Annotated in this window: 20 protein-coding genes and 3 pseudogenes; 9 read left to right on the forward strand and 14 right to left on the reverse strand. The window is 35.3% G+C overall.

The features are described 5' to 3' along the window. Nucleotides 1–69: 69 nt before the first annotated feature. The 5 genes and pseudogenes from ltrA to ACFX4W_RS15425 all read right to left on the reverse strand — a co-directional run bounded on the left by ltrA (nt 70) and on the right by ACFX4W_RS15425 (nt 4,935). The gene (gene ltrA / locus ACFX4W_RS15405) at nt 70–1,719 is read right to left on the reverse strand and encodes a group II intron reverse transcriptase/maturase (RefSeq protein ID WP_377559498.1); all 1,650 of its coding nucleotides are present in this window, start codon (nt 1,717–1,719) and stop codon (nt 70–72) included. A gap of 636 nt (nt 1,720–2,355) precedes the next feature. Further along, nucleotides 2,356–2,791 (reverse strand): annotated as a pseudogene (locus ACFX4W_RS15410) (GNAT family N-acetyltransferase). Nucleotides 2,792–2,993: 202 nt separating this feature from the next. After that, the gene (locus ACFX4W_RS15415) at nt 2,994–3,470 is read right to left on the reverse strand and encodes a hypothetical protein (RefSeq protein ID WP_237074710.1); all 477 of its coding nucleotides are present in this window, start codon (nt 3,468–3,470) and stop codon (nt 2,994–2,996) included. A gap of 324 nt (nt 3,471–3,794) precedes the next feature. Then, entirely contained in the window at nt 3,795–4,088 is a 294-nt protein-coding gene (locus ACFX4W_RS15420; protein ID WP_052500316.1) for a hypothetical protein, read from the reverse strand. Nucleotides 4,089–4,371: 283 nt separating this feature from the next. Beyond that, nucleotides 4,372–4,935, reverse strand: coding sequence for a YitT family protein (locus ACFX4W_RS15425; RefSeq protein ID WP_237074709.1), 564 nt, complete (start codon nt 4,933–4,935; stop codon nt 4,372–4,374). A 476-nt stretch (nt 4,936–5,411) separates the two neighbouring features. Here ACFX4W_RS15425 and ACFX4W_RS15430 point away from each other — a divergent pair, with 476 nt between their 5' ends. Further along, nucleotides 5,412–6,212 carry an alpha/beta fold hydrolase gene (locus ACFX4W_RS15430; protein WP_043979270.1) on the forward strand — a complete coding sequence of 267 codons (801 nt, stop codon included), beginning with the start codon at nt 5,412–5,414 and terminating at the stop codon, nt 6,210–6,212. 232 nt (nt 6,213–6,444) lie between these two features. Here ACFX4W_RS15430 and ACFX4W_RS15435 read toward each other — a convergent pair whose 3' ends face one another. Together ACFX4W_RS15435 and ACFX4W_RS15440 are read right to left on the reverse strand one after the other, a co-directional pair. Further along, nucleotides 6,445–6,990, reverse strand: a complete 546-nt coding sequence (locus ACFX4W_RS15435) for an undecaprenyl-diphosphatase (protein WP_165575356.1) — start codon at nt 6,988–6,990, stop codon at nt 6,445–6,447. Nucleotides 6,991–7,207: 217 nt separating this feature from the next. Continuing rightward, nucleotides 7,208–7,759, reverse strand: coding sequence for a YhcN/YlaJ family sporulation lipoprotein (locus ACFX4W_RS15440; RefSeq protein ID WP_052500317.1), 552 nt, complete (start codon nt 7,757–7,759; stop codon nt 7,208–7,210). 192 nt (nt 7,760–7,951) lie between these two features. On the opposite strand from ACFX4W_RS15440, the gene ACFX4W_RS15445 reads away from it, so the two are divergent. After that, entirely contained in the window at nt 7,952–8,167 is a 216-nt protein-coding gene (locus ACFX4W_RS15445) for a hypothetical protein (RefSeq protein ID WP_043979275.1), read from the forward strand. A 225-nt stretch (nt 8,168–8,392) separates the two neighbouring features. Continuing rightward, nucleotides 8,393–9,325, forward strand: a complete 933-nt coding sequence (locus ACFX4W_RS15450; protein ID WP_043979278.1) for an alpha/beta hydrolase — start codon at nt 8,393–8,395, stop codon at nt 9,323–9,325. A gap of 573 nt (nt 9,326–9,898) precedes the next feature. On the opposite strand, the gene ACFX4W_RS15455 is transcribed toward ACFX4W_RS15450, so the two are convergent. The 3 genes from ACFX4W_RS15455 to pruA form a co-directional block, all read right to left on the reverse strand. After that, nucleotides 9,899–11,287 (reverse strand): amino acid permease, encoded by a 1,389-nt coding sequence (locus ACFX4W_RS15455; RefSeq protein ID WP_074898028.1) that lies wholly within the window; start codon nt 11,285–11,287, stop codon nt 9,899–9,901. A gap of 171 nt (nt 11,288–11,458) precedes the next feature. Beyond that, nucleotides 11,459–12,379, reverse strand: coding sequence for a proline dehydrogenase family protein (locus ACFX4W_RS15460; RefSeq protein WP_237074707.1), 921 nt, complete (start codon nt 12,377–12,379; stop codon nt 11,459–11,461). A gap of 71 nt (nt 12,380–12,450) precedes the next feature. Beyond that, nucleotides 12,451–14,016: an L-glutamate gamma-semialdehyde dehydrogenase gene (gene pruA / locus ACFX4W_RS15465; protein ID WP_028408064.1), complete on the reverse strand. Its 1,566-nt coding sequence runs from the start codon at nt 14,014–14,016 to the stop codon at nt 12,451–12,453. A gap of 1,101 nt (nt 14,017–15,117) precedes the next feature. Between pruA and ACFX4W_RS15470 the strand changes: the two genes are divergently transcribed. The 4 genes and pseudogenes from ACFX4W_RS15470 to ACFX4W_RS15485 form a co-directional block, all read left to right on the forward strand. Next, nucleotides 15,118–15,702, forward strand: a complete 585-nt coding sequence (locus tag ACFX4W_RS15470) for a CGNR zinc finger domain-containing protein (protein WP_043979286.1) — start codon at nt 15,118–15,120, stop codon at nt 15,700–15,702. Nucleotides 15,703–15,821: 119 nt separating this feature from the next. Next, entirely contained in the window at nt 15,822–16,382 is a 561-nt protein-coding gene (locus ACFX4W_RS15475) for an HPP family protein (RefSeq protein WP_043979289.1), read from the forward strand. 16 nt (nt 16,383–16,398) lie between these two features. Then, on the forward strand, nt 16,399–16,869 hold the full coding sequence (locus ACFX4W_RS15480) for a DinB family protein (protein WP_241771356.1): 471 nt from the start codon (nt 16,399–16,401) through the stop codon (nt 16,867–16,869). 298 nt (nt 16,870–17,167) lie between these two features. Continuing rightward, nucleotides 17,168–17,737 (forward strand): annotated as a pseudogene (locus tag ACFX4W_RS15485) (Y-family DNA polymerase); the annotation flags it as partial. Nucleotides 17,738–17,741: 4 nt separating this feature from the next. Here the strand turns inward: ACFX4W_RS15485 and ACFX4W_RS15490 are convergent. From ACFX4W_RS15490 to ACFX4W_RS15505, 4 genes and pseudogenes are all read right to left on the reverse strand, one after another. Next, nucleotides 17,742–17,861, reverse strand: a pseudogene (locus ACFX4W_RS15490) (aldo/keto reductase); the annotation flags it as partial. Between the two features lie 117 nt (nt 17,862–17,978). Next, on the reverse strand, nt 17,979–19,223 hold the full coding sequence (locus ACFX4W_RS15495) for a Bcr/CflA family efflux MFS transporter (RefSeq protein ID WP_043979293.1): 1,245 nt from the start codon (nt 19,221–19,223) through the stop codon (nt 17,979–17,981). Between the two features lie 212 nt (nt 19,224–19,435). Continuing rightward, entirely contained in the window at nt 19,436–20,623 is a 1,188-nt protein-coding gene (megL, locus tag ACFX4W_RS15500; RefSeq protein WP_043979296.1) for a methionine gamma-lyase, read from the reverse strand. A 156-nt stretch (nt 20,624–20,779) separates the two neighbouring features. After that, complete coding sequence (locus tag ACFX4W_RS15505) at nt 20,780–21,829, reverse strand: NAD(P)/FAD-dependent oxidoreductase (protein WP_043979299.1); 1,050 nt, start codon at nt 21,827–21,829, stop codon at nt 20,780–20,782. Nucleotides 21,830–22,018: 189 nt separating this feature from the next. Here ACFX4W_RS15505 and ACFX4W_RS15510 point away from each other — a divergent pair, with 189 nt between their 5' ends. Both ACFX4W_RS15510 and ACFX4W_RS15515 read left to right on the forward strand, forming a co-directional pair. Then, nucleotides 22,019–22,813: an ABC transporter ATP-binding protein gene (locus ACFX4W_RS15510; protein WP_043979302.1), complete on the forward strand. Its 795-nt coding sequence runs from the start codon at nt 22,019–22,021 to the stop codon at nt 22,811–22,813. Continuing rightward, the gene (locus tag ACFX4W_RS15515) at nt 22,814–23,734 is read left to right on the forward strand and encodes an iron-hydroxamate ABC transporter substrate-binding protein (RefSeq protein WP_043979304.1); all 921 of its coding nucleotides are present in this window, start codon (nt 22,814–22,816) and stop codon (nt 23,732–23,734) included. Nucleotides 23,735–23,814: the final 80 nt, after the last annotated feature.

A 23,814-nucleotide genomic window follows, 5' to 3' on the forward strand; every position in this document is an offset into this window, starting at 1 on the left:
GCCCCCCTAAGAACCGTACGTGACAGATTTCCCGTCATACGGCTCAAGCCTTCTTTTTATCCGAACAACTTATCTAATACACGGTACATGTACTAGTTTAGCAAATTCACCTGTAGAAACCTCTAGGTTTCGTACTGTAACTTTTTCTCCATTTTGTAGAGTTTGTTTACACAACGCACAACGATATCCTTGTTTTCTTGCGAGTTTCATCCTATCTAAAGTATTTTCGCTATTAAAGACCTTACGGTCTCTTTTTTCCCAATACTCTCTTAGACTTGGATCATCTGGGCTGTTTTTATAGGCTACCATGACATGCCGTTCTATCTTAATCCAGGACATCTTTAACAATTGAATGTTAGTAACTGGACATGTGAGAATCCATTTATTATTCCCACCGTGGTGGGGCTTCTTAAAATAACGCTGGCTAATCCATTTTCTCGACTTCTTTGGATGCAATTGTTTCAAATGCTTTCTCACTTTTAGGAAAATATAATTGTCCATGTAGCTGTAAGTCTTTTTGGATACGACATGTTCCCAATACTGTCCGTAGCCACGAATAATCGGGTTTAAAACACGTATTATTTCTTTTACTGGTCGTCCTCTCATCACAGAGAACGTATCCTTTATCTTGTTTTTAGCCTTTTTAATGCTTTCTCTGCTAGGTTTGATAAATAATTTCTTTCCTTGTCCCGTATTATATTGACGCAGCGAGAAGCCAAGAAAATCAAACCCGTCCTCAATATGTGTAACCCTAGTTTTATCCATACTAAGTGTAATTCCTCGTTTTTGTAAGTAAGGAGCGAGGTTTCGATACATGCTTTCCGCGCTTTCCTTCGTTTCCGTTACGATGACGAAGTCATCTGCGTAGAGAACACGTCCTATCTTACATTTGGGGTCGATTTTATATCCTCCGTTTGGTTTGTATGTCTTTTTATAAACAATACCAATCTCTTCTTCCATACCGCATAAAGCGATATTAGCTAGAAGTGGAGACACGATCCCCCCTTGAGGGGTTCCTTCTGTTGTCGTATGAAGCATATCCTGCTCTATGTATCCCATTTTAAGCCACCTTTTAATGAGAATGTTTCCCGGAAACATAGATGTTTGTTCCACTATCCACTTATGATTAAGATGGTCGAAACATCCTAAAAAATCTCCTTCGAATACCCACTTTTTCTTGCTATTGGTGTTAAGCTTCTTAAACAGATTACTTATTGCATCATGTGTACTTCGTTTGGGACGAAAACCGTAGGAAGTAGGTTCAAATTTGACCTCCCATTGGGGTTCAAGTGCGTTTTTTACTACGTTTTGATAGACTCGGTCTCGCATCGTAGGAATACCCAAAGGTCTTAGCTTTCCGTTTTTCTTCGGAATAAACGTTCGTTTTGCTGGCTTTGGACGATGACGAAAGACATTGCATTGAACTAGTTGTTGATAAAGTTTGATACGTTCATTTGGTTTTGAGGCCGTATAGCCATCTACACCAGGTGTTCGCTTACCGTTATTCTGTTGTGTTACTCTGCGAATAGAAAGCAGTAAATTTGCTTTACTCCGAAGGAGTAAACGTTGAAGTTTCCTTACTTTTCTTTGTTGATTTTGTTGTTCGGCACGATAAATTCTTTGTCGTAACTTCGCTACATATTTTTGTATAATACTCCAATCAATAGAGTACCAATCTTTATGCGAGACGTGCGCCGACGCTCGTAGAGAGGTATTCATAACAGCACGCTCCTTTTCGTTAGAAGATAGCCACAAATTTATTTTCGTGTTGAAGACCCATGAGAAGTGGGCGCTCTTTCGAGCCTGTCATTGTCTGTAAAACCGACAGTATCCGTCCAGTTATACAATCATTCTGCTTTCCTGTTCCTTTTCAGGGTAACGGCTTTCGCTTTTTCTCATATCCCATACCCTCTGTCACATTGTTTGACTTTACAGTCATCCTACTGCTTATGCAGATGACATAGGGCTTACCAAGTTTCACTTTCTACAGATGCAATAGGGGAAGGCAGGTTCTTTACTCCGGGCAAGATGCGGGACGCATCAGAGTAGCTTTATGAATCTACTGTTCCTCTTGCCAAGACCCAAGCAAAACTATGCACTATCTTGAGCTAACGCTTACGAAGCTTACAAACCTTCACGTTCGTTTGCCGTACCTATTTTCTCCTAGCAGTATTCTGGACCATGCATTTGTCCTCTGTTTCCACATTTCCTCATGCAACCGACAGACTCGTTACCAAGAATGCCGTTTCGGATGGAGATCATCTTCGCGTCTAGATGAGTAGCGTTAGCTACACTGTAAGAAAGCGACTTCTTGTCGCACCATAATGTAAATTATCGATAGAAAAAGTACTTGAATTAATTCAAGTACTTTACAAATAGAACCTTATCTTGATTAGGTTTATTCCCCTGTTCAATTTCAAAACCCATTTTAGTATGATAAGCAATTGAAGCTTTATTCACAGGAGAAGTCACACAGCGAACAATATTACGGCCATTTTGTTTAATTACGTCGAAAAATTGATTATATAAATGTCTCCCAATACCTTTTCCCCTGTGCTGCGGATGAATTCCAACAAAGTGAATATATGCTTCATTCGAATAAGATTGAGATAAGAATCCAATTAAAAAGCCTATGATTTCACCTTCTTCTTCAACAATAAAGCTAGTATTTTTAAAATGATCAAAAAAAAAGCTTTGGCAACAAGTCAGACATTTGTCTTCCATTCCACCATTCGTTGATTAACGGTGATAGTATATAATAATCTGATCCTTTCACTAAGCGAACTGTCATTCTGATCTCTCCCTAATTTATTTATGAATTTACTTAAATTGATGCTATCACAGGAAGAAAATGTTATGTTGTTCTTTCTTTTTTTTACTAATAAAAGTTTCGAATGCTAATATGAAAAGTGAATATAATATACAAAATCAGTTAACATAATCAAGATTTTAGGAACAACATAAGCGCTAACGTCAAATTGTTAGCGCTTGTGTTATTGAGAGCCATCTCTAATTGTAAATTCAAATATAGATTTCTTTTCTGCTTTAGACATGCCAGAAAAGAACTTTTTATGTACCCTTAACTCTTTTGTATTATTAGGGAACCTTTTTTCTAACCATGTAACTGCCATAGGAGTATGTTCAGGTTGAGCATTTATCTTTTGAAGGAATTTTTCATAATCTATTAACACTTGATCTGTTATAAGTGATACATCCTGTTTTCTACTTTCATAATCCAATTTAGCTAAATCTTCTGCTGTAACATAGCCTTCAATCTTCTTTACAACCCCAAATTCAGAAGGAATGCGTTCTGAATTTAAAGAAACAAAATAATGCAAGTAGTTAGCTAAACGAAATAATCCCTTTTTTGTATCCTTCTTAGTTGCAATATAAAGCCAATCTCCTTGATTCGCATAACAATTTAATTCCTTATCATTGAATGCTATTAACATCTTTTCATACTTTTTCAATAAACTAACTCCTTTACAAATAGTTACTTAAATTATATCTCTAATAATATGAATATCATATTCATTCCTAGTTTACATAAACACTCTTTCCGGAAGACACGACAAAAAAGAACCCTTGTCGCAGAACGGTTCCGCCGAGGGTTCTTTTTCCGGAGTATGCAGCTTTTTATACATCCTTGATATGACTACGTTTTCTCGATACCCCAGTGGAAGGTGAATGCATAAAAAGTCTGCATTATATATATATGTTAGTCCCTATAAAAATAGTCCTTATGGAGAATCATGCTATATTTTTTTGAAAATAGATTCCACATTAAGTCTCCCTTATAAGAAAGGTCTAGACGAATCAATACTGTATTCTAATAGCATTTTTATAGCGTTTTCTGGTAATTGATTAGATTTCTCAAGTATTATTGGTGTCTGACCATTTCCGGTGGAATTATAGGAAACAAAAACTAATTTTTTTTCGTCTTCACCAGGAAAGTTTAACTTCGTAGGTAATCTAGATTCCTGGGGGCTAATGTTTTCCTTAAATGTTGTGGACTTCTGATTTATAAGTATCTCGTAAAATTCACCATTGTAAATGAATCCAATTGCCGGTGTATTACCATTGCTCATTAATAGACCCTCCTGATTTTCATATAAATACAAATGTACTTATATAGTATGATTTAGAAAGAGATATGGTATTCAATTTATAATCAAACAAATGTTATAGCAGCATTCCTTAATTTTCACGAAAAGGTTTATGTATTTTAGTTCACTCTAAAAGAAGGCCATTTTAGAAGGACTTTAGGTTTATAAGTTAAAATAATTAACATGAACTTATAAAGCGATTGAAGGTTGTAGAAAGGGAGGGGCAAAAAACGGAGGATAGAAAATACTAACTTTATAATCCTAATTATTCCTTTTTTGTAATTAACGAAGTCGTCATTCCACCTATAAAAATTGTTGAACATGAAAAAAGAAACGTTTTAGGTCCTAATAAAGGAAGAGCTGCTGTTATGATAAAACCATCTATAATTAAAATAACCATCCCTATGTTTAAGGAAAAAGCTTTTGATATAAGTTGTGCTAGTAAATCTGTTCCTCCAGTACTTGTCTCGTATCGAAGCATAAGACCAACTCCCGTCCCAATACATATTCCTCCAAAGATTACACTAGGAAAAACAGGAAGTTGAAACTGGTCTTTAATAGGCTCTAGCCAATCAATCAATAAAGAAGAAATAAGTAACCCATAAAAACTATTATAAAAATAAGTTCTTTCATAAACCCAAGCAAACCAACATAATGGTAAGCCCAAAATAATCATCGTTAAACCTGTAGAAAATTCAAAATAATAGTGAAGGATGAGAGCGATTCCAATTGTTCCTCCATCTAACAAATAATGAGGAACTAAAAATCCATTAATTCCTATACTTAATAATAAGCTTCCGACAAGAACAACCGGTATTTTTCGAAACATAATAATCACCTTTTTAATTAATTTATCTCTTACTATATGTATAAGCTTTAGCTACCTGTCATGAATGTTTTTTCTTTTTATATAAATGAATAAAAGTTTATCTTTTAAGCAAACTACTCAAGATGGATAAATCATAATACTATAGCAAACTCCTAAAAAGCAGAAAAACTCCCTTCCAACCGATGGGAGTTTTTCTGCTTTTTAAGCTGTGTATTGTATACATGTTTAGTTCACATAATCAGCATTATCAGAAATCCTATTAACAATTCTAAAATCTCCTCCTTTTTAGTCTGTATAGTCTCACTATAATAACCTCATAATAAATAATAAAAAGGATCTTTGATTTTAAACAATACAGAACAAATAGTTAATTATATGGAGTTAAATGTAAGATGAAAAAAGATCTTGGTTTTCATAAACTAGATTAACCTTAACTAAAGAGTAATTATTAATTGATTTTGGAGTGAGAAATAATCATGCCTTTTATCGAAATAGACACTAATAAATACTTGTATTATGAAGAGCGTGGACAGGGTATGCCAGTCATCTTTATTCATCCACCTGGCATGGGAAATAAAGTCTTCCATTATCAATACGATTTATCCAAGCATATGAGAGTCATCTTTCCAGATTTAAGTGGTCATGGACGAAGTCCTAGAGCTGAACAAACTGTATCAATTTCCTTCTATGCAAACGAAGTATTGCGTTTTATGGATGCGCTGCATTTAGACAAGGCTATTATATGTGGTTATTCTGCTGGTTGTCTAATTGCTCAAGAGCTGGCTATTTATCATCCCGATAGAGTCGAATTATTAGTTTTCTCAGGAACTTACCCTATAGTAAGAGATATACCTGGACAACTATTACATAAAATAGGAATGTATATGGTAAAAGAACACCTAAATATATTAATAAAAAGCCTTTCTATAAGTCATACTCAGGACAAGACACTAAGAAAGAGCCTAGTTAGTTATATGAAAAAAGCAGATCAAGAATCATGGTATCAGTATTATAATCATTCATTACACTATAACTGTTTAGACAAACTTCATCACTTAACTATGCCTTTGTTGTTTATATATGGTGGGAAAAAGGATTGGACTACCCACTATATGAAAGAGTATAAAAATAAATGTAAGCATGCTGAATTCTTTGTTTTACCACAACAGGGTCACCAACTGCCTACAAAAAAGTGGGTTCAATTTAATGAGCTAATTACAGGATTTGTCTTAAATAAATCCAGTGATAAAACAAAAAGAGACTTAAGTAATGAATAATTTTAAAATCTCATATGTATAAAGCTCAATGATAAACTACAGGAGATCGGTAAGATTGTTTAGCTCATCAGCCTAAATACAAATTTTACAACTAAAAATGAGGCGCTTAGGGAATTTTTCCCTTAAGAGCTTTATCTTGTCGTTATTAGTAGAAGCCTTCGCTATAGTAACTGCTTTAACTAATTATTAAAGCAAGTACAGAATCGAGACATTATTAGCTAGTGAAAATGCTTCATTTACGTATTTGGGCATAATACTTTTTTGATTTTCGATTCATTATTTTTAGAGAACCAAAAACTTTCTCAACAATAATACTTGTTAAGCTACCAATAAAGAGGCTTCGGACAATATCAGAGGGATAATGATGCCCTACCCAAATCCTTGAGAATCCTGTTAACAAGGACATTCCCCACATAACTGACCCGAGAACACGTTCACGTAGAAAAATAGAAGTGGCTACAGCAGTTGCAAGCAACGTATGTTTACTTAAGAATGCGGAATTCATCTTTGAAGGAATAAGGATGCCGACACGGTGCTTTATAAAAGGACGAGGCTTAAAATAAAAACATTGAATTAACATGTCAATCAACAACGTAAAGGCCGCAGATATTAAGGCATATCTTATCACTTTTCTGTACGAATGGCCTCGAAACCACATCGACATTAACACAAAAGCGAATAGATAACGTACCTTATTTGAAACCAATATCATCAGCATATCCAATATAGAATAACGCCCAGCCAGTTGATTAATTATCTTGAATATTTTATAATCCATCCTGATTTTCTCCTTCAATTTTAGATAGACTCTTCTCTCCTAATGAAGCATCCATTACATGATCAATGCTCCTATGATAGTAAAAAGGAACCAAAAATAACTATTAAGTCATTTCGTATAATAGAGAGAGAAGCATATATGAAACCTCCTTAATCTATAAGGAGGCCTCTCTTTCTAAAACATAAAAAATTACTTTTTTATATCTCATCATTTCTGTTTAACGATTATTAGGGAATACTCTTTTAACGGTTTCAGTAAAATCTTCAAATAGGCCATTTCTTGTCGAACCTTCATTAATTCGATTTCCGTACCCTTCCATACGATTCACAAAATCAGGATCGGATGACACATACACATTTCGAATATCTTTATCTGTAACTTTTACTTGATCTGAAATCTTCTTTTTTAAACGGTCGGTTACTTCCCCGTTTGCTTCATTCTTTAAAACAACAGCCACGTATGCATTTCGGTTTGTAACAATCACATTCGCAGTATCTACTTCATTTAATTTAGCAATACGATCCGCAGCTTTATCAGCTACCTCTAATCGTGTCTGATTATTATTATCTACATTGTTATTTTGAACACCGTCGGGTTGAAATCCCACGTCTCGTAGATCATTGTTATCACGATTATTTTGAGCTTTTTGTTCGGACGGTTCTTCAGTTGGATCAGGCTCAGCTTCATCTTTTTTATCATTACAACCAAAAAGAAATCCTACTGATAAAATAGCTGATAAGAGTCCCAGTACATATTTTTTTGTCTTCATTCTTTTTCCACTCCTTCTAATAGTCATATATGTATTAAGGTTTACATTGGTTTTTAAATAATTACAGGAAATAATTTGAAAACCCAAGTAACGATAGATCATTTTCCTAGTATATATATGTAGCGTCGGTAAAAAATAAAGATGTTGGAAGAGAGATTTCTTTCAAACACTTATCAAAGAGGGATTTGCATAATGAATAATGTACAGCAGCTAACTTCTTTATTTAATGTTAATGGCCTATTTGCAAAGAAAAATAATAACAGAGGCATGCTACTGTCACTTTTAAGCATAGGAATTGGGACTTTAGTGATTTGGATAATAAGAGGAAATGGAAATAAAACAGGGGCACCAACTATGCAAACAATGAGCAGTAGAAACCAGATGAAAAACGGTTTATCCAAGCAATAAAAACTGTATTTACAATAGTATGTTTTGTATAGCAATTGGGTTATCGTTGATTATTAAAAGCTTTATGCAGTAAAAACTGCATAAAGCTTTTAATAATCAAAAAAATAAACACCGATGACTTAATTACATAAAACTTTTCTTTTGGTTTTTCATTTTTCATTAGTAAATGAGGAATATAATATTATTAAATGACATAAAAAAATTACGGAGACACAGAGGTCGAATATGAAACAAGTTATTAAAAACATTAAAAATGATCAGCATTTTCACTTTACATACGATTCACGCCCCATGAATGAAAACATGAAACGTTACAGTGAGTTTTACAATCTCCCAACAGAGAACATAATGTATCGTTACGGATTTGAATCGTTTGTCCATGAACGGCTGTTTATCCAATCTTTTCGTCCCTTACCGATAAAAGCTCATATTCTTCTTCTTCACGGTTATTATGATCATGCGGGAGTACTAAGTACTGTCATTCGTTTCTTGATTCAACAAGGGTTTCATGTGTTGACATTTGATTTACCAGGACATGGATTGTCAACAGGAGAACGGGGAGCCATTTCGGAGTTTTCTCTCTATACAGAAAGTATTCGAGAAGTCGTACGTAGACACCTGTCTTCAAGCTCTCTGCCCGTCTATATCGTGGCTCATAGTACGGGCGCTTCTGCTGCAGTCGATTATATATTGAATAACCCTGAAACGTCTCAGATTCGAAAAGCAGTGCTTGTCTCGCCCCTCGTTCGGCCTTATCGCTGGAATGCAATCACCATTTTAGTAAAGCCCTTAAAAGCGTTCACCAGGAATTTGAAGAGGATACTTCGAGACAATTCAACAGATGCAAAGTTTTTGCGTTTTGTGAAGAATGATCCGTTACAGTATGATCAGGTCCCTCTCAGTTGGGTAGAAGCATTGATAAGATGGAATGAATTGATTAAGAAGGGGAATCCCAGTTCTGTCCCTGTTCTCATCCTCCAGGGAAAAAAGGACACAACAGTGGATTGGAGATATAATGTTGATTTCTTACTAAAGAAGTTTCCAAATATAGATGTTGAACTTATAGAGAACGGAAAACATCATTTATTAAATGAAGAAGAGCTGATAAGAGATAATGTGTTTTCTTCTATCCATCGCTACTTAACAGATGATGTGTAAACGATGATTACGAGAACAATGAATGCGCTATCTGTATATCATTGGAAATAAAGGTTTTTTATTTTGTTACCGATAATAATTATTCTAAAATTTTCTAATAGATTTAAATATCTCGTCCGTAAAAGTATACTTTTGCGAACTTTTCTTTTATATAAGAAATCTATCATTCTCACCGTCCGTTTAACTCAAATAACAAAATACGAACGTCCTTTTAAATACATGCACCTTAACGAACGTTTGTTGATAAAACAAAAGATATTTATATGTGAAAAAACTCGTCTAAAAATTGCTTACCTCTTAGAGGTAAGTTTATTTTAGACGAGCTTCTATAATAATTATAAAACAAACGTTAATAACGAAGCGTACAATATAAGAGATTAATATGCATTCACAGCTAGTTTAGAGTCGTTAAAATAAATAACCTCCGAAAGGATCTTACAGCCTTGGATTTCTTTAAAAGCTCTTCTTGCTTCTATTTCGTTTTCATATTCAAACATCGTAGTATTGTTTAAATTTGAATAAGTAGTGATTATCCACATAAAAATAGCTCCTTTATTTGTATTGACTTTAAATTTAAGAGATATTTTTCTCTACTTCTATTTTTGTTATATTCCTTCTGTTTTTTGTAAGAAAGAAAGATCCTACAATGAATAAAGCTATTAGTAAAGTTAAAAAGAACTGTGTACGTAAAGAATCAATAAAAGGCATTGCGATAAAAATACTAGTAATGCCAACAATCGTGCCGTATGTTAAGTAAGGAAACAGCCACATTCTTATTTTGAGTTTCTCAGGCTGCTCCTTTTCATAACTTTTACGCATACGTAATTGAGAGAAAGCGATTACCAAATATACAAGAAGAGCGACTCCCCCAGAAGCATTGACTAGAAACAAAAAAATCTTATCAGGAGAAAGATAATTAAAACCTACGCTGATATAAGAAATAATTGTACAGCCTATAATTGCATTAAAAGGAATTCCTTTTCTATTTACCTTTAAAAACAGTTTAGGAGCATCTCCTTTCTGAGCCATAGAAAATAACATACGAGAACTTGTATAAAGACCTGAATTTAAGCAAGAAAGTACAGCTGTTAACAAGATAAAATTCATTACTTGAGCTGCTGCTGGAATATTGACAATTTCTAAGAGCGATACAAAAGGGCTTTTCATCAAACTTGAAGAATCCCAAGGAAGAACTGTTACAAGAATCAGGATAGAGCCAAGATAGAAAAGTAAAATTCTGTAGATGACGGTATTTGTTGCGGATATAATTGCTTTTTCTGGATGAGGTGATTCACCTGCGGCTGTGGCTACAATCTCTGTTCCCATAAATGAGAACATTACAACAGTTACTCCTAAGAAGATCGAACTTATTCCATTGGGAAGGAATCCACCTCTGTCGAGAAGGTTTGATGTACCAGGTGATTCTACTCCTGGTATAAAACCACATATAATAGCTCCTCCAAGGATTAAAAACAGACCCAAACTTACTACTTTAATTAAAGAAAACCAATATTCAAATTCACCAAAAGATTTAACAGAAAATATGTTAGTTAAGGTTAACAGAAAGGTAAGAATTAGGCTCACGGACCAGGATGGCAAAGAAGGAAACCAATATTGAATAATTGTTGCACCAGCTATTGCTTCTACTGCAATAACAATAACCCAAAAGAACCAGTACAACCAACCAATAGTATATCCAGCCCATGGTCCAAGTGCCTCTCTGGCGTAAGTAGCAAACGACCCACTCGATGGATTGGCTGTTGACATTTCACCTAGCATCCGCATTACTAAAATGACTAATAAACCAGCAAATGCGTACGAGATAATCGAACCAGGTCCTGCAGTATTAATTAATGTTCCACTTCCAATAAATAGTCCAGCACCAATGACACCACCAAGAGAAATCATGGTGATATGACGTGTTTTTAGTTCTTTTTTGAGCTCAGGCTGTTGATCATGCATATCCTATAACCTCCTTTGTAAAAATTAATATTCCTATCCATAAAGTAAGGAAATTTAATAGTTGAGTAGAGAAGAAAGTCGTCAGAAAAAGCCTTTGCTCACATAACAAAGGCTATTTAATTTTTTTGACAGAACCTCAGTTATATCTAAATATTATGAAAATTTAGATATTCATTTAGAAAAAAAGCCTTTTAATGCAAATGCAACATTTTGTGGTCTTTCTGCCATACGACGCATAAAATATCCAAACCAGTCATTTCCAAAAGGGACATAAACACGCATTTTATAGCCTTCTTTAGCTAGACTCAACTGCATATCGGTTCTAAATCCGTATAGCATTTGAAACTCAAATTGATTACGATTGATGTGATATTTTTCAGCAAATTCTTTTACTTTTTCGATAATATTATGATCATGAGAGGCAATGGCTGTATAGCTTCCACTTAATAAATGTTCTTCAATAATTCTCATGTAATTATTATCTATTTCCTTCTTTTCTTGGTAAGCTACTGTAGGAGATTCTTGATAAGCCCCTTTAACCAATCTAAGAGAAATGCCTTTTAAGTCTTTTACATCTTGCTCAGCTCGAAATAAGTATGCTTGAATAACTGTACCTACGTTATCATAACTATAAGTTTGACGTAATTTTTTTAAGATATCTAACGTAATTTGGCAATGTGCATAGTCTTCCATATCAATTCGTACAAAATTATTATATTTTTTTGCCGTTTCAAGGATTCGACGCATATTTTCCATACAGAAATTTGGATCAATATCCAGACCAAGCTGGGTCATTTTAACGGATAGATTACAATTTACCCCTGATTTCCCCATAGCTTCTAATGTACGTACGTTATATTGTGTTGCTTCTATAGCTTCTTCTCTACTAGATACAAATTCTCCTAGATGATCAAGAGTGCAAACTAACCCCTTTTGATTTAATTGATTTACTTTTACCATGGCACTCTCAATTGTATCCCCCGCCACAACTTGAGAAGCTCCAAATTTAAGACCCCATTTTTTTGCAGCCTTATTTAGTACTCTATTTTGAGAAGCATGAAGAAAAACATTTTTTGAAACCTCTGCTAACATGAAAATCCCCCCCTAAATATATGTACCTTTCTTTAAAACCGGGACAGCCTCGAAAAGCTGTCCCATTGTTTTTAAAGTGATGTACTTGTTGTTTTTGCTTGCATGTGCAGGATTAAGTAATCCGGTCCTCCTGCTTTTGAATCAGTTCCAGACATGTTAAATCCACCAAACGGATGATAGCCTACAATTGCACCTGTACAACCACGGTTGAAATAAAGATTACCTACATGAAATTCTTCTTTTGCTCTTTCAATATGGGCAGGTGTGTTAGAAAGTAACGCACCTGTCAAAGCATAGTCAGTGTTATTTGCAATCTCCATCATATGATCGAAATCGCGTGCTTTACAGAAAGCCACTACTGGACCAAAAATCTCTTCCTGCATTAGGCGTGCTTTTTCATCGACATCTGCAAAGATTGTTGGCTGAATGAAGTAACCCTTAGAGTCATCTGCTTCTCCACCTGTCATCAAGCGCCCCTCTTCTTTACCGATTGCAATATAAGATAATACTTTGTTGTAAGAAGCCTCATGACTAACAGGTCCCATATAAGTAGATACATCTTCTGGATTCCCTACTTTTAATGTTTTTGTTAATGCAACTGCTTTTTCAAGTACAATGTCATACACATCTTGATGAACCACAGCACGAGAACCAGCTGAACATTTTTGTCCTGAGAAGCCGAATGCAGAGTAAACGATAGAAGATGCTGCTAAATCTAAATCTGCATCTTTATCAACAACCACTGTATCTTTTCCACCCATTTCAGCAATAACACGTTTTAACCATTTTTGCCCTGGTTGTACTTTTGATGCTTTTTCATAAATACGGCAACCAACTTCACGAGAACCTGTGAATGAAACAAAACGTGTTTTAGGATGTTGAACTAAATAGTCGCCAATCTCAGGTGTAACGCCTGGAATAAAGTTTAGTACTCCTTTAGGAAGACCAGCTTCCTCCATTACTTCTACAAATTTCGCTGCTACGACAGGAGTTGCATCAGCAGGTTTTAATAAGATTGTGTTTCCTGTAACGATTGCTGCAGCTGCAGTTCCTGCCATAATAGCTAACGGAAAATTAAATGGAGAAATAATGATTCCTACACCAAGTGGGATATAATTAAATTTATTTTCTTCCCCTTCACGACTTTGTACAGGTACCCCATCTTTTAACTTCAACATTTGGCGTGCATAAAACTCTAGAAAATCAATAGCTTCTGCTGTATCTGCATCAGCCTCATTCCAAGGCTTACCAGCTTCCTTAACTAAATAGCTTGAGAATTCATGTTTACGACGACGGATAATGTCAGCTGCACGGAATAAAATGTTTGCGCGTACTTCTGGATCTTCTTTTTTCCATGTATTGAATGTAGAAAGAGCTGTTTGCATAGCTTTTTCAGCTAATTCTTGATTCGTTTTAGACACTCGTCCAATAATCTCTACTTTATTTGCTGGGTTAATCGATACAATTTTTTCATCTGTTGTAATTAACTCTTCACCAATAACTAGAGGATAATCTTTTCCTAGTTCGGCTTGTACAGTTTCTAAAGCTTTACTAAATTCTTTTTTATTTTCTTCAAGTGTAAAGTCTGTAAAAGGCTCATGTTTATATGCTTTGATTTCTGTAAGAGTTGTTGTCATTGTACTATTCTCTCCCTTAAAAGTTTTAATAGATTTCTGATTTTAAAATCGATGTGTTTTGTAGTACTGGCCAATACTATCTTCAAATTATCAATACTTATTAGATAATTAGTTCTAAAAGTTTGAAATAATAAATTAATTTATAATTTTTAGAACATTTACTCTTTATAAGAATGTATTATAAACACCTTTGATGGGTTTTGTACATACTTTTTTTACGAAAGTGTTCAATTATATATTTTTGAACACTTTTGTTCATAAGATAGAATGATTATATTACTTTTAAGGTTTTATGCAAATATATGGTTAGATAATCTGACATATTTTTTATATTTAATATTCAGGTATTCCAGCATGAGCTAATAGCTTTCCTAATTGACTATCCTTTTAAAAAACGTTGTCTAATTAAAACTTTATTTTGATAAAGCTCACCCTTGTATTCATTTGAAACTGTTACAAAACTATTTTTAAATATGATTACAAATAAGAAACTATGAATAAAATTATGTAATATCTTTACTGCTATAGCTCTTAATAAATTAGATTACAGCAGAAAATTGAACTTGATACGTTGATGAAGCTTTAACAGAGGATACGAACAATTCCACTGAATTAAAACTATTGACACTACATTTACTAGCGTCATTATGATAGATAAGTCTCTAACTTACAAATGTTATCCAATCATGTAAATATGAAGTTATTTATAGTTTTTAAATTCCCCTAAAGGTAAAAATCACTATAAAATCATCTTCTAGTCAAGTAATTTGGAATAAGGAATATAGAAAGATTCCTTCACCCTAAATACTCTTTTAGTAAAATGATTGTCTTTGGAAATAAGAATGACAGCTATGTTTTAAACACCTTAGTTTTTAACGAGAATTAATCTTGGATTAACTACATTTATTTTTTATAGAAAAGATTTTAATTGGTTCCTAAAATCAAACTTATGGAAACCAAAATTACTATTTTAAATTAGTTAATGTTTTAAAATAAAGGTTAATCAATCCAAGTTAGTGAATGCCATTTCAAACATAAGTTAGATAATATATAATTGTATTATTAATTTTGACCAATATTGACTTAGGGAGGAAGAACATAATGTGTAGTAAGAGAACATTCCCTTTAGTTTCTGGCTTTCTTTCTATTGATTTGGTAAATACAGAAGTTATAAGTCATGGTCGTCGCCATGAATTGATGGTTCATGAACAAGATCTTTTAGACTGGCTTCATACAATGTATGAACAAATTCCTTCTCTTGATAGGGAGATTTTAAATATATCCAGGGATGAAGCAACTGAAATACTACCTCATATTCATGAGTTTCGCTTTACGCTAAGAGAAAATTTCGAAGGAATAGCAGATGGGAATTCTATTAATAACAATTGGATCTCAAACTTAGAAAAAAACATTGAGAATGCCCCTTACGTATATCAATTTGAGTCAGGTGAACTAAGAGAAGTTCCTAAAGGCAGCAAACTAAATAAAATTTTATCTCTCTTATCATTAGATGCTTTGCGTTTGATTGCTGATGGTAAGCTACAAAAAATCAAAAGATGTAGTAACCCTGATTGTGTGCTATTATTTATTGATTTAACAGGCAGACGTAAATGGTGTTCAATGAAAATATGTGGGAATCGAAAGAAAGTAGCTCGATTTCAACATAAAAACAATAAAAAGGCTTGAATTCTTAAAATGAATTCAAGTCTTTTTTGTTACCGTCATAAACTAACCTATTAAATCAATATTGACAGGTTAGTTTTAATGAATGTAAAATAAATGAAAAATAAAAAGGAGTGAAGCATATGAGTGTCACAGGTTCAGTTCAATCAAAAACAGAAGGTACAGCTATACCTAAAAGGAGTTTCTTTTCAAAAATGGTTACTAATACAAAAAGTCCATTAAAGATTAATCTTAAGGATGCTTCCACAGGATTAATTGGAGGTCTTATTAGCATTTTAGCTCTAGGATTATTGACAGACATGACTCCAACGCCCTGGTTGATGGCGCCATTTGGAGCAAGTTGTGTATTAGCATTTGGGGTATGGAATGCTCCTTTGTCTCAACCACGAAATATCATCGGAGGACATTTAGTTGCTACTCTTGTGGGTTTAGTGATATATCATGCATTTGGAAATAATGCTTGGACTTTAGGAGTAGCTGTTGGCTTAGCGATTGCGTTAATGATGCTTACTAAGACAACACATCCTCCAGCAGGAGCCGATCCAATTGTTGTTATCTTAGGTGGGGTATCGTGGAGTTATATTATTACGCCTGTTCTAATTGGATCTTTACTTATTGTGCTTGTAGCCTTAGTCGTAAATAATTTACGAAGTGATAGAGCTTATCCAACTTTTTGGTTGTAAAGGAGGAAGAAGATTAATGATGGAACATTATATTTGCAATCAACTAAATTTTGCGCGAGAAAATACAATTAAACTAGTTTCTCATATGGATGATGCTTTCACAGAGATTATCCCAGATGGGCTAAATAATAATATAAAGTGGAATCTAGGCCATATATACGTTGTACAAGAGAAATTTGCTTTTTCTTTTGCTGGAGAAGAAATAAATATACCGGAGCATTATAACAATATATTTGCACCCGGTACCAAGCCATCAGAATGGTCTATAGAACGACCAAGTTTAATTGAACTGTTAAACTTATTAACACTACAGAATCAGCGCTTGAATCTTATACTACCAAAAAAATTAGGCGAAAAGAGCTTACAGCCATACATAACCTCTACTGGTCTAAAGTTAAGGTATATAGATGAATTTCTGAGTTTTTGTCTATATCACAAAGGAATGCATTATAATGCTCTTAAAAATATCAAATCTATTTTAAGTTAACTGGAATAATGTGTTTTTTAATATGGGGTTAACCTTAAAATAAACACAATTCATTTTTTATAGAAAAGGTTTTAATTAGTTCTAGAATTAAAATCATGGTAACTAAACACGAAAAGAAAAAGCCTGTATCTAAGGAGATACAGGCTTTTTTCTCACTCCACTTTTAAATGATAGTTTGTATTCCTTTTCCTATAGGATAGCAATAATCGGGAAAAGGTATGATATTCCACTGGATAAAGAACGTTTGTTCGTATATAATATACAGAACAAACGTTCTTTTATTTGAGGAGTATTTTCAATGGAGGATGAGCAGTTACCAAACAGAATCATTATATGTGTCGACATGAAGGCGTTCTATGCGTCCGTTTCTTCTGTCATAAGAGGATTAAATCCGTTGAAAACAAAGCTTGCGGTAGTAGGAGATATCAAACGGTCGGGATCCGTTGTATTAGCTGCCACACCCTTATTAAAGAAAGAAGGGGTCAAAACAGGAAGTCGTCTTTTCGACATTCCTAAAAGGAAAGATATCCATGTGGTGAATCCATCCATTGAGAGGTATATCAAGGCTTCGACCTATATTTCGAGCTTGGTGTTACAGTATGTGGCTCCTGAGGATTTTCATTCCTATAGTATTGATGAGCTGTTTATTGATGCGACAGCTTCGTTGCATCTATTCGCTCGTACACCAGAAGAATTAGCCCACAATATTATCGACGAAATTTATCATAAGACACGCCTGACAGCTACGGCAGGCATAGGCCCTAATCTCTTACTGGCCAAGGTAAGCTTAGACCATGAGGCAAAGAATAGCCCAACAGGAGTGGCGTATTGGCGATATGAGAATATTCCCTTTAAATTGTGGGCTATTCATCATCAATCGCACTCATTATAGCGTTGACTCCTTCATTTCCGTTAAGCTTATATGTACCAAAACCTATAGCAGGCTAGGTTACCCCGTCATTAAGGGTTATTTCAGGAATTACTTTACTCATTATTATCCACTCCTTTCGATCATGCTCTAAGATTGGCATATATTATCCAATACTTGAATAAATTTGCACCACTCATTTTCACAAAGGAGTGGTGCTGTCAAACAATCAAAAAAGTGATTACGGAGAAACCTCCGTTTTAAACTCATTAACTTCGCACTTTTCTGTTTCTTTCTTGTTTTTAGTTAACGTAAAGAAAGCTACAAAACCTAAAAGCGCCGTACTAAATAAAATAGCAGCCATCGGAATAGCTGTGGTTTCGTTAATACCCACTAAAGGAGAAACAATTGATCCTAAAGTTAGTGGAAGCATGCCTAACACGGCACTCGCACTTCCTGCTCTATGTCCTTGATTTTTCATTGCCAATGTCACCGAGCCTGTGATTGTCATTCCTATAGAGATCATGTAAATAAAAATGGGAATAACAATCGTAGCCAGCGGCCCTTTAAGCATGGTCATGATAAGAAGTACGCTAGTAGCACTTACAGCCGTAATCACGGCAATGCGAAGCAGGCTTCTTTCATGAAGAATTCCGCTAAAGCGCCCAATAATAAAGCTTCCAGTCACAATGGCTAAGCCGTTAATGCCAAACAAAATGCTAAAAACTTGCGGAGAAACATGGTAGATCCCTTGATAGACAAATGGAGTGCCTGATACATAAGCAAAGCTTCCTCCGTGGACCAGTCCGACAATTAAGGCATACCCAATAAAAGAACGGTCTTGTAATAGACTACCCATCGTGCGAATGGAATGACCAATTGAACTTGGCGTTCTATTTTCAATTGGCAAAGTTTCTTTTAAACGCATTGAAATTGTTAAAACAATTAAAAGGCCTATTAAACTTAAAAACAAGAAAATAGTATGCCAGCTTGCAAAAGGAAGAAGCAAAATAGCACCTCCGGCCATTGGTGCTATCATTGGCGCAAAGGCGTTGATAACCATTAACAGAGCAAAAAACTTCGTAAGCTCTCTTCCACTAAAAACGTCTCTGACAATGGCTCGAGAAAGAACAACTCCTGCCGAAGCTGTAAACCCTTGTAAAAAGCGTGCGATGACTAAAGCTGTAATAGTAGGAGCCAAAGCACAGAGCAAGGACGATATCATAAATAAAGAAATGGAAATGAGTAAAGGTCGTTTTCGTCCCTTCGCATCACTGATTGGACCGATCACGATTTGACCAATGGCAAGGCCTAGTAAACACGATGTTAAACTAAGCTGAACAAGTGAAGCTCGGGCATCTAAATGATCAGCAATAGCAGGGAAACTTGGCAAATACATATCGATATTAAGCGGACCTAATATCGCAAGCGTGCTGAGAAGAAACGCCAATCCTAGACGTTTTTTTCCAGTTGGGTTATGAAGCATAATAGCAGAGCACCTTCCTTACTAAATATTGTATTTTCACAGATAACCTTTAGTCTATTAAAAGGCATCTCTTCTGTCTAGGACATTTGTCTAAAGGTGTAGGTAAAGTTCCATTCGCAAAAAAGGATGTATGACTGATGACATACGGTTGATATTCAAAAAACAACGCTTGAAATATCCTTAAGATACTTCAAGCGTTGTTTGAGCGTTTGTTATATACTATCTAATGCCTGCTGTAAATCTCTCATAATATCTTCCCATGCTTCCAGTCCAACTGATAAACGAAGGAGTTCGTTTGAAATTCCCATTTCTTTCCGAGCTTCTTCCGGCACAACTGCATGCGTCATCGAGGCAGGATGCTGAATAAGTGTTTCAGCATCTCCAAGACTCACCGCAATGGAAATGAGCTTAAGCTGATTAACCACTTTTACGGTTTCTTCATAACCTCCTTTCACTTCAAAAGAGAGAAGCCCCCCTCCTTTTCTCATTTGCTTTTGCATGAGAGAATAAGCAGTGCTCTTTTTATCACCTGGATAATAAACGGCTTTCACCTTGGGATGGAGACTTAATTGTTTTGCGATATGTTCAGCATTTTCACAGTGACGATCCATTCGAACGGCCAGCGTTTTTAAGCCTCTGAGTAACAGCCAAGCATCAAACGGTGAAAGAATGCCTCCGATATCTTTTTGCGTCGTTTTGCGCAGTACGGAAATAACCTCTTTGTTCCCTACTACAATTCCTGCGACAACATCTCCGTGTCCACCAATAAATTTTGTTGCGCTATGAATGACTAAGTCGCACCCAAGCTTCAGCGGCTGTTGCAAATAAGGAGTTGAAAAGGTATTGTCTACTACCACAGGAATTCCTTTTTGTTTGGCGATAGAAGCAACTAACTCTAAATCTACTAAAGTCATAGTCGGGTTAATCGGTGTTTCAATATAAATACATGCTGTATCTTTTCTGATAGCAGCAAGAATTTCTTCCTCAGTTTCCAAGTTGGAGAAAGAATGATGGATTTGATATTTTTCCTCAAGCATTTCTAAGAGACCAAATGTGCATCCATACACTCCTTTAGAACATAAAATATGATCGCCTGCTTTTGTAAGTCCAATCAATACAGCCGATACTGCAGCCATTCCCGATCCAAATGCCAAAGCGGCTTCTCCTTCTTCAAGCTGTGCCATACGCTCTTCTAAAATGGTGACCGTTGGATTCGATAACCGGGAATATACATAACCATCTTCTGCTCCGCTAAACCGGTTTGCACCTTGTTCTATAGATGAAAATGTAAATGTAGACGTTTGATAGATAGGCGGAGCTAAGCTATCAAAATGATGTTTTGATTCATACCCTGCGTGAATGGCTTTTGTTTCAAACTGATATTTCTCTTTTTCGTTCATACGGCTTCCCCCTTATGCACACAAGCACTATGTCATTTTTAAAAAAATGTAAGCGTTTTCTTTTATTATATTTCTCTTTTCTTTTTTCGTTCCCTGCCTCTCCATGTAGATAATTCCATCGTAGAGAAAGAAGCGACATGCACCCTGCACCTCGCTTTACTTCATCATTTGTTTAATTAGTGCTGAATTACGTTTTTTGAATACTTCATTATGAGAAGAAACCATAGCCGCCTTAGCAGCAGAGGGCTGAACGAATTGTTTTGCTTTGTTTACGGCATTAGCAGCGTCTTGAAAAGCACCTGTAATCAAATGGACTTTTCCTTCGTGCATGAGAATGTCTCCCGCTGCATACACGCCTTCTACCGACGTTTCGCTTGCTGCGTTACCTGCAACATAGCAGTCATCAATGGTTTTAATATATAATTCACTGTTTTTTAACAGCTCTGTATCTCTTTCATAACCGTGATTAATAATGACTTCGTCAATCGGTAAATAAGAAATTTCACCGGTTTGATGATTAGTCAGCTCAACTTTTTCAATAAATTCATGCGTCCCATCAGCCACTAATTTTGTAATAGATGTGTTAAGCAGACACCGAGCTGAACTGTTTATTAATTGTCTCACTTGTGCTTCATGACCGTTTAGTTCACTGTTTCGGTACGTAATATATACTTTTTTAGCAACGGACTCTAGCTCATTTGCCCAATCAATGGCTGAATTTCCTCCCCCGGAAACAATCACCGTTTTATTTTTAAAATGCTGCAAAGATTTAACCGTATAGTTTAAGTTTGATATTTCAAATCGTTCTGCTCCTTCAATTTTGAGCTTTTGCGGATTTAAAATACCTCCTCCGACAGCAAGGATAATGGTTTTAGAGTAATGATGTTCACCTGAAGAACTCGTCAGCTGGAAAATACCATCTTCTAAGCGAGAAATCGATTCAATCTTCTCATTTAAAACAACAGTTGGATCAAACGTCAGCCCTTGTTCAACAAGCTGTTCAATAAGCTTCGCACCAGAAATAGGCGTTTGCCCTCCTACATCCCAAATCATTTTTTCAGGATAAACGTGAAGTTTTCCGCCTAATTTTGGCTGATATTCAATCAGCTTTGTTTTCATTTCTCTTAGTCCACTATAAAAGGCAGAATAAAGGCCGGCCGGTCCCCCGCCTATAATCGTCACGTCAAACAGTTCGTTATGTGTCATGAACACCCGCTCCTTGCAATTAATTGTTATTGATTATCATTCTCATTTGAATATACATCTTCTTCACCGTTTTGACAATAAAAATAACTATTGACATCCGGAAACGTTCGAATTATAGTATGTAAAGTAAACGATATTGATAATCATTATCAAGTATTTGTTGTATTAAACGTAAACGGAGGGTCAGATATGGTTCGCCTATATACAGAGAAATTACATATTAGTTATGGTGAACGTCTAATAGTAAAGAATTTAAGCGTTAACATTCCAGACAAAAAGATTACCACGATTATTGGTTCAAACGGATGCGGCAAATCAACGCTTTTAAAAGCCATCACCCGCATTATTTCTCATCAATCCGGTTCCGTTATTTTAGATGGCGAAAATATTTCAACAGAACATACAAAAGCACTCGCTAAAAAAATGGCCATTCTCCCTCAAACCCCTGAAAGTGCCAGCGGCTTAACTGTTGGAGAACTTGTATCTTATGGGCGATTTCCCTATCAAAAAGGGTTTGGGCGTCTGTCGAAACAAGACTATCAAACGATTGACTGGGCGCTTGAAGTAACCGGAACAAAAGATTACAAATTTCGTCTCGTTGACTCTCTTTCAGGCGGTCAGCGTCAGCGAGTGTGGATTGCAATGGCTTTAGCTCAAGAAACAGATATTATATTCCTCGATGAGCCGACTACCTACTTGGATATGGCTCATCAGTTAGAAGTGCTTGAGCTGCTTCAAAAGCTAAACAAAGAGCAAGAACGTACCGTCGTAATGGTACTTCACGATTTAAATCAAGCCGCTCGTTTTGCAGATTATATTATCGCTTTAAAAGATGGAGAAATTGTTAAAGCCGGAACGTGTGACGAAGTCATCACGCATGACGTTCTAAAAAAAGTGTTTCATATCGACGCTGAAATCGGACGAGACCCGAGAACCAATAAACCAATGTGCATCACGTATAACTTATTAAGAGGAGATAACTAAATGAAAAAATTACTGCTTCCATTCATGCTCATATTCGTACTACTTATTAGTGCCTGCAGCAGCGGTTCAACTGAAAGCAAAAATGATTCTAGCAAAAATGGCGAATCTAAGACAATCATATATCAATCTGAAGACGGCCCTGTAAAAGTTCCGGCTAACCCGAAACGTGTTGTAGTGTTAGGCTCCTACGCAGGTAACGTCATGTCGTTAGGTGTCAATATTGTCGGAGTTGATTCATGGTCTAAAATGAATCCCCGCTTTGAAAAGAAATTAAAAGGCGTTGAAGAAGTATCAGATGAAAATTTAGAAAAGATCATTAAATTAAAGCCTGACCTAATTATTGGCTTATCTACTACAAAAAACGTTGATAAATTGAAAAAAATTGCTCCTACCGTCACGTATACATACGATAAAGTAGACTACCTTACTCAGCATGTAGAAATCGGAAAACTATTAAATAAAGAAAAAGAAGCACAGTCATGGGTAAACGATTTTAAAAAGCGTGCGGCAAAAGCTGGTTCTGACATCAAAGCTAAAATTGGCGACGATACCACGGTTTCAGTTATTGAGAACTTTGACAAGCAGCTTTATGTATTTGGCGATAACTGGGGACGCGGAACGGAGATTCTTTATCAAGAAATGAAATTAAAAATGCCAGAGAAAGTAAAAGACATGGCTTTGAAAGATGGTTACTATGCAATTTCACCAGAAGTTCTTCCTGAATATGCCGGAGATTATTTAATCTTCAGTAAAAACCAAGATGGAGATACATCATTTGAGAAAACAGATACGTTCAAAAATATTCCTGCTGTAAAGAATAATCACGTATTTGAAGCAAATGCAAAAGAATTTTATTTTAATGATCCAATCACATTAGATTATCAACTAGATTTCTTTACTCAAAAATTTCTTGGCAAGTAACTCATTCAAGAGGAATTCTTTTTAGAATTCCTCTTGCTTTGTTTTACTAAATTTATTCTTACATGAAAAGATGGGTGTTT

The organism is Priestia sp. YIM B13489, from assembly GCF_042787645.1.
GTDB lineage: Bacteria > Bacillota > Bacilli > Bacillales > Bacillaceae_H > Priestia > Priestia megaterium.